The 15,654-nt window shown below is 56.4% G+C and carries 7 protein-coding genes; 2 read left to right on the plus strand and 5 right to left on the minus strand.

The window, feature by feature from the left end; translation table 11 throughout:
- Positions 1–444: 444 nt before the first annotated feature.
- The 5 genes from pulA to H6B30_RS11460 form a co-directional block, all read right to left on the minus strand.
- A complete protein-coding gene (gene pulA / locus H6B30_RS11440; RefSeq protein ID WP_205110724.1) occupies positions 445–2,358 on the minus strand; it encodes a type I pullulanase in 1,914 nt (637 codons plus the stop codon).
- Between the two features lie 17 nt (positions 2,359–2,375).
- Positions 2,376–4,499, minus strand: coding sequence for a glycoside hydrolase family 97 protein (locus tag H6B30_RS11445; protein WP_205110726.1), 2,124 nt, complete (start codon positions 4,497–4,499; stop codon positions 2,376–2,378).
- 290 nt (positions 4,500–4,789) lie between these two features.
- Complete coding sequence (locus tag H6B30_RS11450; protein WP_205110728.1) at positions 4,790–7,474, minus strand: 4-alpha-glucanotransferase; 2,685 nt, start codon at positions 7,472–7,474, stop codon at positions 4,790–4,792.
- A 681-nt stretch (positions 7,475–8,155) separates the two neighbouring features.
- Complete coding sequence (locus tag H6B30_RS11455; protein WP_205110730.1) at positions 8,156–9,460, minus strand: MFS transporter; 1,305 nt, start codon at positions 9,458–9,460, stop codon at positions 8,156–8,158.
- A gap of 147 nt (positions 9,461–9,607) precedes the next feature.
- Positions 9,608–10,636 carry a LacI family DNA-binding transcriptional regulator gene (locus tag H6B30_RS11460; RefSeq protein WP_239483936.1) on the minus strand — a complete coding sequence of 343 codons (1,029 nt, stop codon included), beginning with the start codon at positions 10,634–10,636 and terminating at the stop codon, positions 9,608–9,610.
- A 262-nt stretch (positions 10,637–10,898) separates the two neighbouring features.
- Between H6B30_RS11460 and H6B30_RS11465 the strand changes: the two genes are divergently transcribed.
- Together H6B30_RS11465 and H6B30_RS11470 are read left to right on the plus strand one after the other, a co-directional pair.
- A complete protein-coding gene (locus H6B30_RS11465; protein ID WP_205110732.1) occupies positions 10,899–14,000 on the plus strand; it encodes a SusC/RagA family TonB-linked outer membrane protein in 3,102 nt (1,033 codons plus the stop codon).
- Positions 14,001–14,013: 13 nt separating this feature from the next.
- Positions 14,014–15,636 carry a RagB/SusD family nutrient uptake outer membrane protein gene (locus tag H6B30_RS11470; RefSeq protein ID WP_205110734.1) on the plus strand — a complete coding sequence of 541 codons (1,623 nt, stop codon included), beginning with the start codon at positions 14,014–14,016 and terminating at the stop codon, positions 15,634–15,636.
- The last annotated feature ends 18 nt before the right edge of the window (positions 15,637–15,654 follow it).

A 15,654-nucleotide genomic window follows, 5' to 3' on the forward strand; every position in this document is an offset into this window, starting at 1 on the left:
AAAGAACTCAATTCTTCCCTTTTGCCGGGATTGTTTGATTAATATTAATTTGTCCCGATTTTAACGGGACACTAATGGCATGTATTAGTATTTCTATTGATGTTACAGTTACAAAGGTACAATATTTTGGTTAATTTGTGTTGTTTTAGATAGCTGAAAAATCGCCGAAACCACTCGCTCTTTGTCCTTTGGGGGAATTTTGCAGCAGCCGTGCAATTGCAGGCTGTGATGCAATCCGAAGTCGTCTGTCGTGTGTCGGCTGTGGTGTCCCGCGGCTGCGGCTCATGCCTTTTTATGGCATTTGCCATACAGCCTTGAGTCACCACAGCCATACACACGAAACGTGGTGTTGGCAACTCATATTGTTGCTTGTCTTGTCCGAGTGACAATAATGTATATATGCGTATCAATATGGGTTCCAACTCATGTTGCCATAGGTTTGCCTTAGTCGTGGAGTATAAGTGCCGACTGCGCGCTTACGGTGGCTTCGCTGCCGCTGAAGGTAGAAAGGCCATTCTCGTCTATCTTTCCCTCGTGGCATACAATGGTGTAGTTGCCCTGCGGGATGGCCACCTTGCGCTGTTGCTTGGCGGCATTGAGTATGACGATGATGTTGCGCCAGTCGTCGCGGCCGGCGTAGTCTTTCAGGCGGAAGGCCACCAGCCCGGGCTGCGTGGGCAGGAACTCGAGGTGGCGGCGCACCAAATCCGCCGAGCCCAGGCGGAATGCCGGGTGGTTGCGGCGCAGCCTTGTCAGGTTCTTGTAGTAGTCCATCACCTGCGGATAGCGCTCCATGTTGTTCCAGTCGAGGCGGTTGATGCTGTCGGGAGAGTTGTAGCTGTTGTGCACCCCCTTCTTGTCGCGCAGCATTTCCTCGCCGCTCAGTATGAACGGAACGCCCTGCGAGGTGAGCACCGCCGTCTGTGCCAGCATGTCGAGGCGTATCAGTTCGTCGGTCGTTATGCCCGGTATGCTCGCCCTCAGGCGGTCGGTGAGGCACATGTCGTCGTGACAGCTCACGTAGCTTATCATCTGTGTGGGCTGCGATGCCCATGCCTCTGTCGAGTAATTCACCTTCGACATGTCTACCTGCGGGTGCTCGATGGCCCCTGCAATGCCAAACTTAATGCTCTCCTCCTCGCCCGGCTTGCCTGCAAGGAACGCCCCCTTGGTGTCGTCGCTGAACGGGCCGCGCAGCGCATCGCGCAGTTCGTCGCTGAAGGCGGCAATGCCCGGCATGGCCTTCATGTTGGCTTTGAGGCCCAGTTGCTCCTTTGGCAGGGCGCAGCTGCCTGCGCTCCATCCCTCGCCATAGATGAAAATGGTGGGGTCAACCTCGTCGACGGCCTTGCGGATGGCGTTCATTGTCTCTATGTCGTGGCAGCCCATGAGGTCGAACCGAAAGCCGTCGATGTGGTATTCGTCAATCCAGTAGAGCACCGACTCAACCATGAAGCGGCGCATCATGTCGCGCTCCGATGCCGTTTCGTTGCCGCATCCCGAGCCGTCGGAGTATTTGCCGTCGGCCGTCTTGCGGTAGAAGTAATCGGGATATGTGCGCTGGAAGTTGCTGCCGTCGATGTTGAAGGTGTGGTTGTAGACCACGTCGAGAATGACGCGGATGCCAGCCTTGTGCAACGCCTGCACCATCTGCTTGAACTCACGGATGCGTGTTTCGGGCTTATACGGGTCGGTAGAGTAAGAGCCGTCGGGCACGTTGTAGTTCACCGGGTCGTATCCCCAGTTGTATTGTGGCGTCGAAAGGCGCGTCTCGTCTACGGAAGCATAGTCGAACGACGGCAGTATGTGCACGGCGTTGACACCGAGTTCTTTGAGGTGGGTGATGGCCTTGGGGTCGGTTAGCGCCAGGAACTTGCCACCGTTGGCTATCCCCGACGAAGCGTCGATGGAGTAGTCGCGGTGGTGCATCTCGTAGATGACGAGGTCGGCCGGCGACTTCACCACAGGCCTACGGTCGTCGTTCCAGCCGGCAGGGTCGGTCTTGTCCATGTCTATGATGGCCGCCCTCTGCCCGTTCACACCCACGGCCTTGGCAAAAACGCCGGCGCATTCGCCCCTCCCGGTGTCGAATGTGTAGAAGCGGCCCATCAGGTTGCCCGTCACGGTGGCCGTCCATGTGTCGGCGGCCGTGCGTTCCATCTTCACCGTGCGTTCAGGTCGTCCTTTGTGCCCGGCCTTGTAAATCCTGAGTTTCACGGTTTTTGCATTGTCGGGTGCAAACAGCCTGAATGTTGTCTGCTCCGGGGTGTAGTCGGCTTCGTTGAAAGTCTGTGCCCCGGCGGCCGCCGGCAGCATTGCTGCCAGCAGCCCGGTCAATATCGTCTTTTGAGTTTTCATTTCATGATGCGGTTTGTTTATTTGGCGAAGAGCGACATGGCGAATCCGCCGCCGCGTGCTTCCTTGATTTTCAGCACGTCGCCTTTCTTCACCGTCTTGTGGGTGATGGTATAGGCTTTAGGGTTCTTCTCGTAGTCGGCATCCTTTGCGTCTTGGTATATCGAGCACTCATACTTGCGCCCTTTGTCCAGGAAGTCGAGCTTCACCACGGCCGTGTGTCCCTCTTCGCCACACTTTCCGCCAACGAACCAGTTGTCGGTTCCCTTGGCCTTGCGGGCCACGGTGATATACTTGGCCGGTTCGGCCTCAAGGTATTTCGAGTCGTCCCAGTCGACAGCCACGTCGCGGATGAACTGGAAAGCGTCGTCGTACTTCTCGTAATGCTCCGGCAGGTCGGCCGCCATCTGCAGCGGACTGTACATGACGAGGTAGAGCGAGAGCTGTCCGCAGAGCGTGGTGTGCACGAACGACGGGTTGTCGCTCCATGTCGAGAGCTGCGTCTCGAATATTCCCGGCGTATAGTCCATCGGGCCGCCCTGCAGGCGTGTGAACGGCAGGATTACCGTGTGGTAGGGTGCGCTGCCCCCGAAGGCCTCGTATTCAGTGCCGCGGGCGCTCTCGTTGCCTATCAGGTTTGGCCATGTGCGGCACAGGCCGGTGGGGCGGGTGGCCTCGTGTGCGTTGACCATTATCTTGTGCTTGGCGGCCTCGGTCACTGCGCGCAGGTAGTGGTTGTTCATCAGCTGGCTGTAGTGGTGCTCGCCGCGGGGTATGATGTCGCCCACGTAGCCGCTCTTAACGGCGTTGTAGCCATAATTGTTCATCAGCGAGTAGGCCTGCTCCATCCATCTCTCGTAGTTCCAAACCGACGAAGACGTCTCGTGGTGCATCATCAGTTTCACGCCCTTTGAGTGTGCGTAGTCGTTGAGCATCTTGATGTCGAAGTCGGGGTAGGGCGTGATGAAGTCGAACACGTCGAGCTTAGAGTGGCCGAACCAGTCTTCCCAGCCTTCGTTCCAGCCCTCGACGAGCACCTGGTCGAGCCCGTTCTTGGCGGCGAAATCGATGTATCTCTTCACCTTCTCGTTGTTTGCCGAGTGAGTGCCGTTGGGCTTGCACTTGGCGTAGTCGGTCTGTCCGAGGTGCACCGACGGCAGGTCGTTGGTGTAGCTCCACGTGCCTTTGCCCACAATCATCTCCCACCACACGCCGCAATACTTCACCGGCTTTATCCACGAGGTGTCTTCAATCTTGCATGGTTCGTTGAGGTTGAGAATGAGGTTTGAGGCAAGCATGTCGCGCGCGTCGTCGCTCACCATCACCGTTCGCCACGGAGTGTTGAACGGAGTCTGTATGTATCCCTTCATGCCTTGGCCGTCGGGGGTGAGCCAAGAGGTGAAAGTCATGGTCTTGTCGTCAAGGTTCAGGTGCATGGTGGCATAGTTTACGCATGCAGCCTCGTGGATGTTGATGTACAGCCCGTCGTCGGTCTTGAGCTGCAGCGACGTCTGCACGCCCGTGTCTGAGAATGGCGTCTGCGACGAGTTGGGCGTTATGGCCTCCTTCATCTTGCCCCTTATCTCCGACAGTCGCGAGATTACCGTCTCATACTCCTGCGTGTCGTAGTCGCCCGGAATCCAGTAGGCCGTGTGGTCGCCGGCCATTGCAAACTCCGTGCGCTCCTCCTTGATGACGAAATAGTTGAGTTGTTCCTGCTGGGGAAACTCGTAGCGCAGTCCCATGCCGTCGTCGTAGACGCGGAAGCGTATGGTCATGTCGCGCTTGGTGGCCGCCTGCGACAGCGTGACGGCCATCTCGTTGTAGTGGTTGCGTATGGTTGCCGTTTCGCCCCACACCGGTTTCCATGTCTCGTCAAACGAAGACGTGTCGGTCGACTTGACCGTGAATCCGTCCATCAGGTCGGTTTCCTCCATGCCTTTGCTGGCGTGTTTGCTCTTGGCCAGCTCCAGCCCGAGGTGGCTCGGCTTTACCACAGCCTTGCCTTTGTATGACATTTCGTAGACTGGGCGGCCTCCGTCGAGCGAGAACTTCACTTCCACGTTGCCGTTGGGTGATGTTACTGTCTGTGCTGCCACCATGAGAGGTGCAGTCAGGATTGATAGCATGATGTTGCGTTTCATTATGTTGTCTTTAGTTATCAGTTAATAATTGATTATCATGACTGTCTGTCGTTGTTGCCGGCTTGTGGCCCTATGTGTGCCGTTGTGTGGCGTTTCCTTGTTCCGGCAAGTGGTAGCGGGGTGATTGCCCGATGAAACCAAACTAACTGCGATGGCCGCTACGTGTTTAGTACAGCAGTGTTGCTGCCTTGACTTGACAATAAGTTGGCAACCACTCCCGCTACCTTAGCGATGCGATATGAGCGTGCGGGGCGTCGGCCGCAGCCACTTCGGGCGCGGCCGGCTGCAGGTCATTTCCTTCCGCTGGCGGCAATCATGTCGCCGATCTGCCTGTTGAAGCCTTCGGCCTTCATCAGGTTCTCTATGGTTATGTGCATACGGTACCTCCAGTAGTGCCGCGGGTTGGCCGGTATGTTGATGCGTTCGGCGTCGGCGTCGGCCAGCCTCAGGTCTTCGTCGGTGGCCATCCAGTCTTGCAGCGATAGCAAGCAGAGCATCGACGGGCTCGACAGGTTGCGCCACACGATGTCTTTGGCGAGCCACCCGGGCAGCGGGTGGGGTGCCGGTCCCTGGTGGTTGAGCGTGTTGTTGAAGAAGTCTTGCGTTTGTGGCCAGTCTTCGTCCCACCACTGCCTCAGCGTGGGCATGTCGTGGGTTGATATGGTGCACACCGACAGGTACGGGTTCTTTTCGAGCGCCCCGAACCTCAGGTGGTTGTCTTTTGGCATCGACTGGATTTCGAGGCTCAGTATGTGCAGCTGCCTCATCACCCATGGCACGCAGTCGGGCACCATGCCCAGGTCTTCGGCACAGGGCAGCATGCGTGTGGCCTCGGTCAGTATGGGCAGCTTCTTCATGGCCTCCTCATACCAGAACTGATTGTTGCGGTGGTAGAAATAGTCGTTGTAAATGCGGTTGAAGGCCTCTTTGTCGCAGTCCCACAGCGCCTCGTAGATGAAGTCGAGCTGCACACCGATGCGCGGATGGAACAAGTCGTGGCGCTTGCGGTCGCGCACAAAGAGCACGTCGCTTATGAGGGCGTAGAGACCGTCGCGCAGCCATGTGTCGCTGTCGGACGTCTTTCCGCTGAAAGCAGCCTCGACCTTGCGCTGCGTGTCGTATTGCGGCAGCATGCGGTAGCGGTCGCCGCATCGCTCAAGGTAGTTGTCCTTCACCTCGCCGGCCCTTTCGCGGAATATGCGGTCGAGCACCCAGTCGGTGATGAACGGCGTGGTGTAGAACTCTTCCTGGAAGTGCAGGCCGTAGGCCTCAATCTCTTCGCGCGACAGGCCGAGCGACGGCGAGAACTGCCCCAGCAGCCCGTGCACCGCGTCGATGGGTATTTCCCAGATGCGGAAGAAGCCGAGCACATGGTCAATGCGGAAAGCGTCGAAGTATTCGGCCATGTTGCGGAACCTGCGCACCCACCAAGAGCATCCGTCGGCCAGCATGGCGTCCCAGTTGTATGTGGGTAATCCCCAGTTCTGTCCTTTGGTAGTGAATGCGTCGGGCGGTGCCCCCGCCTGTCCGTTGAGGTTGAAATACCTTGGCTCTACCCATGCCTCGACGCCGTCGCGGCTGATGCCTATGGGTATGTCGCCCTTCAGTATGATGTTGCGCGAGCGTGCGTATTCGTGGGCTCCGCGCATCTGCGTGTGCAGGTTGTATTGCACGAAATACCAGAACGCCACCTCGCGGTAGCTCTCGGATGCCGGGTTGGCCATCGACAGGCGTTCGCCCTCGTCGAAGCGGCGGTGGTCGGGCCACGACCCGAACGAGGCCGTGCCATACATGTCGCGGTAGTGGCAGAAGGCGGCGTAAGGCACGAGCCACTGCTTGTTGGCCTCGAAGAATTGTGTAAACGAGCCCCGCTGCATCATTGCCTCGCCCTGTTCGGCATAGAGTTCGCGCAGATAGGCCAGCTTGGCGTTGTTCACCCGTTCGTAGTCAATCTGCGGCAGGGCGTTGAGCTCGGTGCGCAGTTGCTCATAGTGCTTGCGCCTTGCCTCGTCGGCGAGCGGCGGCAGCTGCCTCAGGTCGGTGTACTGTGGGTGCAGGGCATAGATGCTTATGCTATTGTAAGGGTATGAGTCGGTCCAGGTGTGGGTGATGCCCGTGTCGTTGATGGGCAGCAGCTGCAGGGCGCGCTGCCCGGTCTGTGCCGCCCAGTCTGTCATCAGGCGCAGGTCGCCGAAGTCGCCCACGCCGAAGCTGCCTTCAGAGCGCAGCGAGAACACCGGTATCACCGTGCCTGCCATGCGCCAGGCTGGGGCTTCGAGGCGTGCCTGCTGCAGTTCGCACACCATGGTCTCGCCGGCCCCGAGCGCCGGTATGCTCATCCTTCGGTTGTCGCCCCATTCCCACTTGTAGGCCAAGGGGCTCTCGCTGTCGGCAGCCACAAACTTGAATTCTATGTTTTTTGCAAACAGCCTGTCGGTGTCTATCACGGCCATCCATTCGTTTGGCTTGTGCTCGGCCATGGGGTATCCCTTGGCAGCGTTCCATTCGCCGAGCAGCGAGTCGTTGCCCACCATGACGAGTTTCTGGTTACCTGCCAGCTGCGGGGCCTTCACTTTCAGCACCACCGCGTGGCGCGGCCTTTGCCCGGCCTGCGTGTTTGTGTGGCTGCGGGCAGCCACACATTCGGTTATCGCCGAGCTGTAGAGGTGGGCATCGTCGGGCAGGTCGGTCCAGTTGTCGTAGATATGGTAAGTCTGGCTGCCGTCGAGCTCAAGCCTGTGCGGGCTCACCATCCACTCGTGCCTGGCCTGGCAGCCGTTTTTCATCACGCTGTAGTAGTAGTCAATTGTTTCAGGCAGCTTCTTGTCAACGGCTACGTTGCAAGACCATTGGCTCCCCTCGTCGGTGTCCATGGCGATGGTCTTGTCGCTCCCATCGTCGTTGAAGGCTATTATGTTCAACGCCAGCTCTTCACCATAGCGGGTGTTGTAGTTAATGTTAAAATGTAAATTCATATATGGTGGTTTTTAGTTTACGAGTGTAAAGTTACGAATTTAGCTGATAGGCAGTTACGTGTTGACCATCGAAAAGGTTGATTGTTTGTGCAATCGGTTGCGCATTGCCCCGCGGTCAATGCCCGTTTCATTGCGTCGGGCCCTATCCCCCGCCTGGCATCTGGGCTCCCTAATCCAGTGGCTTTTGCCAATGCCTTGCCATCCGGCATGTAGGTTTCCCGTGCGGCAATACCCTGTCAGGCCCTGAGTCGGCCAGGTTGCTTCGCCAAAAGAAAGCGGCCGAGGGCAGTCGGCACAGCCGGTTGGCGGGCCGCCATGGCCACTTTGGGTTGGTTGCTGGGCGGCGTTTCATGGCCGGCTTACCGCCCATGCAAGCGTGGCGTTGGCAGCCTGTTTTGCGGTATGTGCCGTTTTGCGTTGCCGAACGGCCCGTATCGCATGCCAAAACGGCCCGTTCCTCATCCTCAAACGGCCGCTTTTGCCGTGGCTTGGCCCACCGCTCTTTCGGCAAGGGCGCCGGCCAATATTCGCGGCAGCAGCGCAGGGGCGCTTTGGGCACTGATGAACGGTAGTGTATAAAGGCACAGACCGGCATCCGGCGGCATGGTAGCCTGTTTGAAAAAAATATGCCGGGAACCACCCCGGCATATTCATTTATGCTGCATTCGTGCCGCCCCGGCCTCACTGCCTGTCTTTGATGACCGCCACGCATGCCGCCCCGACTATGAGGCAGATGCCAGCCACCAGGAGCATGTTGCTCTGCGAGCTGCCCACCATCGACAGTATGGTGCCGCCGAGTGCGGCCGCCACTATCTGCGGTATGCAAATGGTGCCGTTGAACAAGCCCAGGTACACACCCATGTGGCCGTGGCCTTCGAGCGCGTTGGTGACCAGGGCGAAAGGCATGGCCAGCATGGCGGCCCATGCGCAGCCTATGAGCAGGTAGGGGACGAAGAGCACGTATTGGTTGTGGATGAACGGCACCATGCAGAAGCCGGCGCCGCCCAGGATGAGGCTGAGGCTGTAGGCCAGCTTGCGGCCGGGTATGACCGAGAGCACCACGGCCCATACAACGCTGCCCACGGCCTGCACGGCGAAGAGCACGCCCACCCAGTTGCCGGCTGCCTGGTAGCCTTCGGATGCCACGTCGGTGGTTTGCCAGCAAGTCTCGGCTATGGTGCCGTTGGTGTAAGTCCACATGTACATGAACGCCGCCCAGCAGAAAAACTGCACGAGGCCCACGGTCCAGAATGTCGACGGAGCATTGCGCAGCAGCCGCATGATGTTCACCTTCTCTTCGTTTAGCGGCTTGTCGAGCCCGTGATACTCGGCATATTCGGCCGGGGGCATCTCTTTCACCTTTGCAGTGGTGTAGATGACGCAGAGTATCAGTATGGCAGCGCCGATGTAGAACGAATAGATGACCGAGTCGGGCACCACGCCCTTGGGGGCCACGTTGCTAATGCCGAGCACTGTGAAGAAGAACGGGAACACATAGCCCACCAGCGAGCCGGCGTTGCAAAGGAAGCTCTGTATGGAGTAGGCCAGCGTCTTCTGCTTCTCGTTGACCATGTCGCCCACGAGCATCTTGAATGGCTGCATGGCCATGTTGATGCTCGTGTCGAGGAACATCAGGGCGCACAGTCCGAATATCATTGCGGTGGATACTGTCATGCCCAGCGACCCTGCGTTGGGCAGCAGGCACATCACGACGACAGCCGCGGCGGCGCCCACGAACAGGTAGGGTATGCGCCTGCCGAAGCGGCACCATGTCTTGTCGCTCAGGGTGCCCACGATGGGCTGCACTATGATGCCCATCAGTGGCGGCAGAATCCAGAAGTAACTCAGTGAATGGGGGTCGGCGCCGAGCGTGGCGAATATGCGCGCGATGTTGGCGCTCTGGAGTGCGTAGGCTATCTGCACCCCAAAGAATCCGAAACTAATGTTCCATAGTTTCCAGAACGATAAATCCGGTTTTGTCTTCATATTTATGTTTTAAGTTATTGGCTTTGTCGTTTGCCCGTACGGGCCTTCGTCGGCTTTCGCCCGCGGGGCCGGGCCGCAGCGTGCCCCGGGATATGCCGGCGCCCTGTCGCAGGGCGCCACAGACTCTCATCCACCGCCGGGGGGCGGTTACAGCGTTGAGCCTCTCACTATGAGCTGGGTGCGGACAACGCGCTTCTCTACCTTTTCTATCGACAGCGTGCCCTTCACCTGGCTTATCAGTATGTCGGCTGCCTCCATGCCCATGACGTGGCCGCGCTGCTCTACGGTGGTCAGCATGGGATCGCAGGCCGTGCTCCGGTTGCTGTTGGTAAACCCGCAGATGGCAATGTCGTCGGGCACCCTGAACCCTTTTTGCTTGGTTGCGTAGAGAGCTCCTATGGCAGTGTCGTCGTTGACGGCGAAGATGGCGTCGGGATGGTCGTCGCCTTCAAGTATCATCGGGGTTATTCGCTCGGCTTCCTCCATCGTGTCGCATTCGTAGACAAGGTTGCTGTCGGCCTTCAGGCCGTGGCGGAGCATGGCGTCTTTCCATCCGTTGAAGCGGTTCTTGAATATCTCGAGCGACTGCTGCGAGCCGAAGAAGGCTATGCGCTTGCAGCCCGTCTCGATGAGATGCGACACGGCGTTGTAGGCGCCAATGTAGTCGTCGACCACCACGCGGCTGGCATCGACGCCCGTGCAGATGCGGTCGCAGAATACTATGGGCATGTCGTTCTCCACATACTGGGTGAAGTGGGCATACTTCTTCGTGTCTTTGGCCTGGACGACAATCAGTCCGCACACCTTATATTTATAGAAATTGTTGCACAGGGTCACCTCGCGCTCGTAGCTCTCGCAACTCTGGTTGACCATCACGAGGAAGCCCTCGGCCGAAGCTTTCTCTTCGATGCCGGAGATGATTGAGGCGAAATAGTAGTGCACAATCTCGGGAACGACCACGCCTATGGTCTTCTGCGGCTCCACCTTGCTATGGCGCAACGTGCCAGCCAGGGCGTTGGGAATGAAGTTGTGCTCCCGCGCGAAGGCCTGAATCTCAGCCCTACGCTCGGGACTTATGCGCGGCGAGTCTTTCAGTGCCCTTGATACTGTGGATACTGAAGTGCCCATCTGGCGCGCAATGTCCTTCATTGTCAGTTGTGTCGACCTCTTGCCCATCGTCTTCTTTGCTTGCGACGACAAAATTATTCAAAACTCCCTAAGTGGAGGGTAACACATTATTAAATATTGAAATTTATATAGCGCAATCGATTGCGCAAAGACAATGGGCAGTTTTATATCATAAAAAACATGAACAAACACGAATAAACCTATCTTTGCAATGTCGTTGAGGAGCTGCGAAGAACCCGCGACAGCCCTAAGACCAAGGACGAACCAATAACTAATAAGTACATAAATATTAACTTTTAATTAATGCAAAATGAAACAGGTGAGCATTAGATGCCCGTTTAGGTTTGCTGCATTATTGGTCAGCATATTCCTATCGGTAGGTGCCTTTGCACAGATTACTGTCAAGGGCCATGTGAATGACGACACCGGCGAGTCGGTCATCGGCGCGACGGTGCGCGTGGAAGGTGCCCAAGGCGGCACGGTTACCGACTACGAAGGTAATTTTACTATCAAGGCCCGTGAGGGAGCTAACATCAACATCACTTATGTAGGCTACCAGCCGGCAACGGTCAAGGCAGCGCCCTCGGTGCTTGTGGTGCTGAAAAGCGACGCGCAGGTGCTCGACAACGTGGTGGTGATCGGCTACGGCACGGTGAAGAAGAGCGACTTGACAGGGTCGGTGACGGCCTTGAAGCCCGATTCAAAGAACAAGGGCCTCGTGGTCAATGCCCAAGACATGATCCAGGGCAAGGTGGCCGGCGTCAATGTCATATCCAACGACGGTACTCCCGGTGGCGGCGCGCAGATACGCATACGCGGCGGTTCGTCGCTCAACGCCAGCAACGACCCCCTTATCGTGATTGACGGTATGGCTATGGACAACGACGGAGTGAAAGGACTGTCGAACAAGCTGTCGATGATTAACCCGCAAGACATCGAGTCGTTCAACGTATTGAAGGATGCTTCGGCCACAGCCATCTACGGTTCGCGCGGTTCTAACGGCGTAATCATCATCACGACCAAGAAGGGGCGCAAGGGCCAGAAGCCCACTGTGTCTTACTCGGGAAGCATGACAATAAGCACAAAGAAGAAGACTGTCGACGTGCTTGACGCCGATGGGTACAGGTCGCTCATAGAGGATATCTATGGCGTGGACAGCGAGGCATACAGCGCCTTGGGCACCGCCAACACCGACTGGCAGGACCTTATCTACCGCACGGCGTGGAGCCACGACCACAACGTTACGTTGTCTGGCGCGCTCAAGAACCTGCCTTACCGCGTTTCTGTGGGCTATACCAACCAGGAGGGTATCCTGAAGACATCAGACTTTGAGCGCGTGACGGCATCGATCAACCTCAACCCGTCATTGCTTGACGACCACCTGACAATGAACCTCAACGCCAAGGGCATGTATGCGCGCACGCAGTATGCCGACGGTGGCGCCGTGGCGGCTGCTGTCAAGATGGACCCGACGCAAGACCCCTATAGGTTTACATCCAAGTATCACCAGGATTTGCTGTATGACAGCACGAATGACATCTCGTTGGTTCCATATACTCTCAAGAATTTCGGTGGGTATTTTGAGTGGACAACCACCGCTTCGTACGGCGACTCTTCGTGGAAGAACACTTACAACAGCACGGCCGAGATACCAAACCCGATGGCGCTGTTGTATGAGCGCGAGGACATTGCCCACAGCCGCGCGTTCGTGGGCAGCGCAGACATTGACTACAAGGTGCACGGCTTCGAGGACTTGCGCCTGCACCTGACGCTTGGTGCCGACATATCAAAGGGCCGCCAGTCGTTGGCTTCGAGCCCGGCTTGCCCGCGCACAATGTACTACGGAAGCTATGGCGCCGAGGAAATACTCAAGCGCAACCTCTCTCTCAGCGCATACGTGCAATACTACAAGGACTTCAACGATAAGCATCACTTCGACGTCATGGCCGGTTACGAGTGGCAGCACTTCTGGAAGAGCACCAGCAACGACTACGTAGGGTATTACCGGATGACTAACGACGACCTTACACTGCGCGGAACAGCACGCCCCCACACTCCGTACAACGACAAGACAGAGAGCTACCTGGTGTCGTTCTTCGGGCGAGCAAACTATATTCTGCTCAACCGCTATTATCTCACTGCCACTGTGCGCCGCGACGGTACCTCACGCTTTAAGGAGCACTGGTCTACTTTCCCGTCGTTTGCCTTTGCATGGAAGGTCAACGAGGAGTCGTTCCTCAAAGACGTCAACTGGCTGTCTGACTTGAAGCTGCGCCTGGGATGGGGTATGACCGGACAGCAGGCCGGAGAGAAAATTGACAACTACAACTGGATTCCGTCGTACTCTATAAGCACCGGCACCAACGGATTCTATCCCGTGACAGGCACCGGCGTGCTCTACAGGCCGAACAACTATACACCAGAACTGAAGTGGGAGACAACCACGACATACAACGTCGGGGTGGACTTCGGCATTCTCGACCAGAAGCTCACGCTGAGCATCGATGGATATTACCGCAAGACGAAAGACTTGCTCAACTATGCCCCGCTTGCTGCAATGGCCGGATTCAGAAACCAGGCTTGGCAGAACATCGGTACGCTCGAGAACAAGGGCTTGGAAATATCGGCAGACTGGAAGGCCATAACAACCAAGGACTTCTATTGGAACATCAACTACAACCTCACATTCAACAAGAACGAGATCACTGACCTTACGGGTGTGTCGGAAAACGGGGCCCCGGTGGCCAACACCGACATCAAGGTGGGACAGGGAACAGGCTCGTACCTGCAGTACAACCAGGTGGGCTATCCTTGCAACTCGTTCTATGTTTACCAGCAGGTGTACGACAGCAACGGCAATCCTATAGAGAATTTGGTTGTCGACCGCAACGGCGACGGCAAGATAAGCGAAGACGACCGCTACCTCTACAAGAGCCCGGCACCCGACGTGACGATGGGTCTGTCTTCACGCATGGAGTGGAAGAACTGGGACTTCGGCTTCTCGCTCAGGGCCAGCTTCGGCAACTATGTGTATGACGGAATACTCGCCGGATGGAGCAACATGAACAAGGGAGAGGTGTTCTCCAACTCGCTCAAGTATCTGTCCAACCGACCCGTTGACGCTTTGGCACGCAACTGGCAGACTTATGAGATGACAGCCAAGATGTCTGACTACTATGTTAAGAACGCTTCTTTCCTGAAGTGTGACAACATTACTCTCGGCTACAGCTTTGAGAACCTGTTCAAGATTGGTTCTTACAAAGGTCTCTCTGGACGTATTTACGCAACCGTTTCGAACGTGTTCACTATATCAAAGTACAATGGAATTGACCCGGAAATAAACAACGGATACGACAACAACCTCTATCCGCGTCCTATTTCGTATATCCTGGGCCTGAACTTGAATTTTTAAATAGACTACAATCATGAAAAGATATATGAAGAACTTGGTTTCAACAGCGGCCATCGGCCTTGTGTTTGGAATCGTATCTTGCACGGGCGACCTGGATGTAACACCAATAAGCCCCAACATTGATACTGAATTAAATGCTGACGGACTGTTCAACAAGTGCTATGCCAACTTTGCCCTTGCCGGCAATGGCGGCGCCAACGGCGACTGCGACATCGACGGTCTGGATGGCGGAACGACGGGATTTGTGCGCCAATTGTTCAACTCAAACGAGCTGACAACCGACGAGGCTATTTGTGGCTGGGGCGACGACGGCGTGGCAAGCTTCTGCTATAACTCATACAATGCCTCGCACCCTATGCTGAAGGGATTCTATTACAGGCTTACAACAGGCATATCTTATTGCAACAGATACCTTGAGCTGATAGGCGACGCCGAGCCGACAAAGCGTGCCGAGGTGAGGTTCTTGCGTGCATTCCAGTACTATCTGCTCATGGACGGGTGGGGAAATGTGCCTTTCACCACAAAGTCGCTGGACAAGCCGGTGCAGTATTCAAGGGCCCAGATGTTTGAATGGATTAACAATGAGCTCGCCGAGATAGAGCCTGACTTGTCTGAACCGAAGGCTAAGAAATCCTCAGACCCGGGATATGGCCGCGTAGACAGGGCCGCTTGCTGGCTGCTGCAGGCCCGCATGGCTCTCAATGCAGAGGTTTACACTGGCACCGCTCAGTGGTCGCAGGCTAAGACTTATGCCAACAAGGTGATGACATCATCATATAGGCTGAACACTCAGGGAGTGGGTGGATGGACTGCATACCAGATGCTTTTCATGGGCGATAACGGCGAGACCGACGCTGCTTATGAGGGCATTTTCCCGTTGCTGTGCGACGGTCTGAAGACCACAAGCTGGGGTACGTCGCTTTTCCTGATGGCTGGATGCTTCGACAACAAGATGCATGCAAACCCCAAAAACCTCAATGCGACAAACGGAACCGACCAAAACTGGGGTGGAAACCGCGCGCGTCCCGACTTGATCAGGAAGTTCTTCCCCGACAAGTCTGCCGATGTGCCGCAGGTAGCGTCGTATGATATGTATGTGGCAGCAGGCGACGACCGTGCTCTCTTTGACGGAATCGGACGCACTTTGGACAACAACGACGTTTCGACATTCACCAGTGGATATGCCGTTGCCAAGTTTACGAACTTCAAGACCAATGGTGCTGCAGGAAGCGATGCTACATTCCCCGATGCAGACTTCTTCTTGATGCGCGTCGCCGAGGCTTACCTGACATACGCCGAGGCCGATGCTCGCTTGAATGGAGGCAAGACATCTATCGACGGAACCAAGGCTATCAATGACATTCGCAACAGAGCTCACGCCTCAACCCGAAGCGAATCAGCCTCTTATTCGTTGTCTGAGATATGTGACGAATGGAGCCGCGAGTTCTACTTTGAGGGCCGCAGGCGCACTGACCTGATTCGTTTCGGACGTTACGGTGGCAACAACAACTACAATTGGCAATGGAAGGGCGGCGACAAGGCTGGCCGCAACTTCGACTCACATCTGAATATCTTTGCCATTCCAACAGAAGAGTTGACCGCTAACAGTAATCTGAAGCAGAATCCTGAGTATTGATTCAGCATTTGAGTATGA

Source organism: Marseilla massiliensis, assembly GCF_016899955.1.
GTDB classification, from domain to species: domain Bacteria; phylum Bacteroidota; class Bacteroidia; order Bacteroidales; family Bacteroidaceae; genus Prevotella; species Prevotella intestinigallinarum.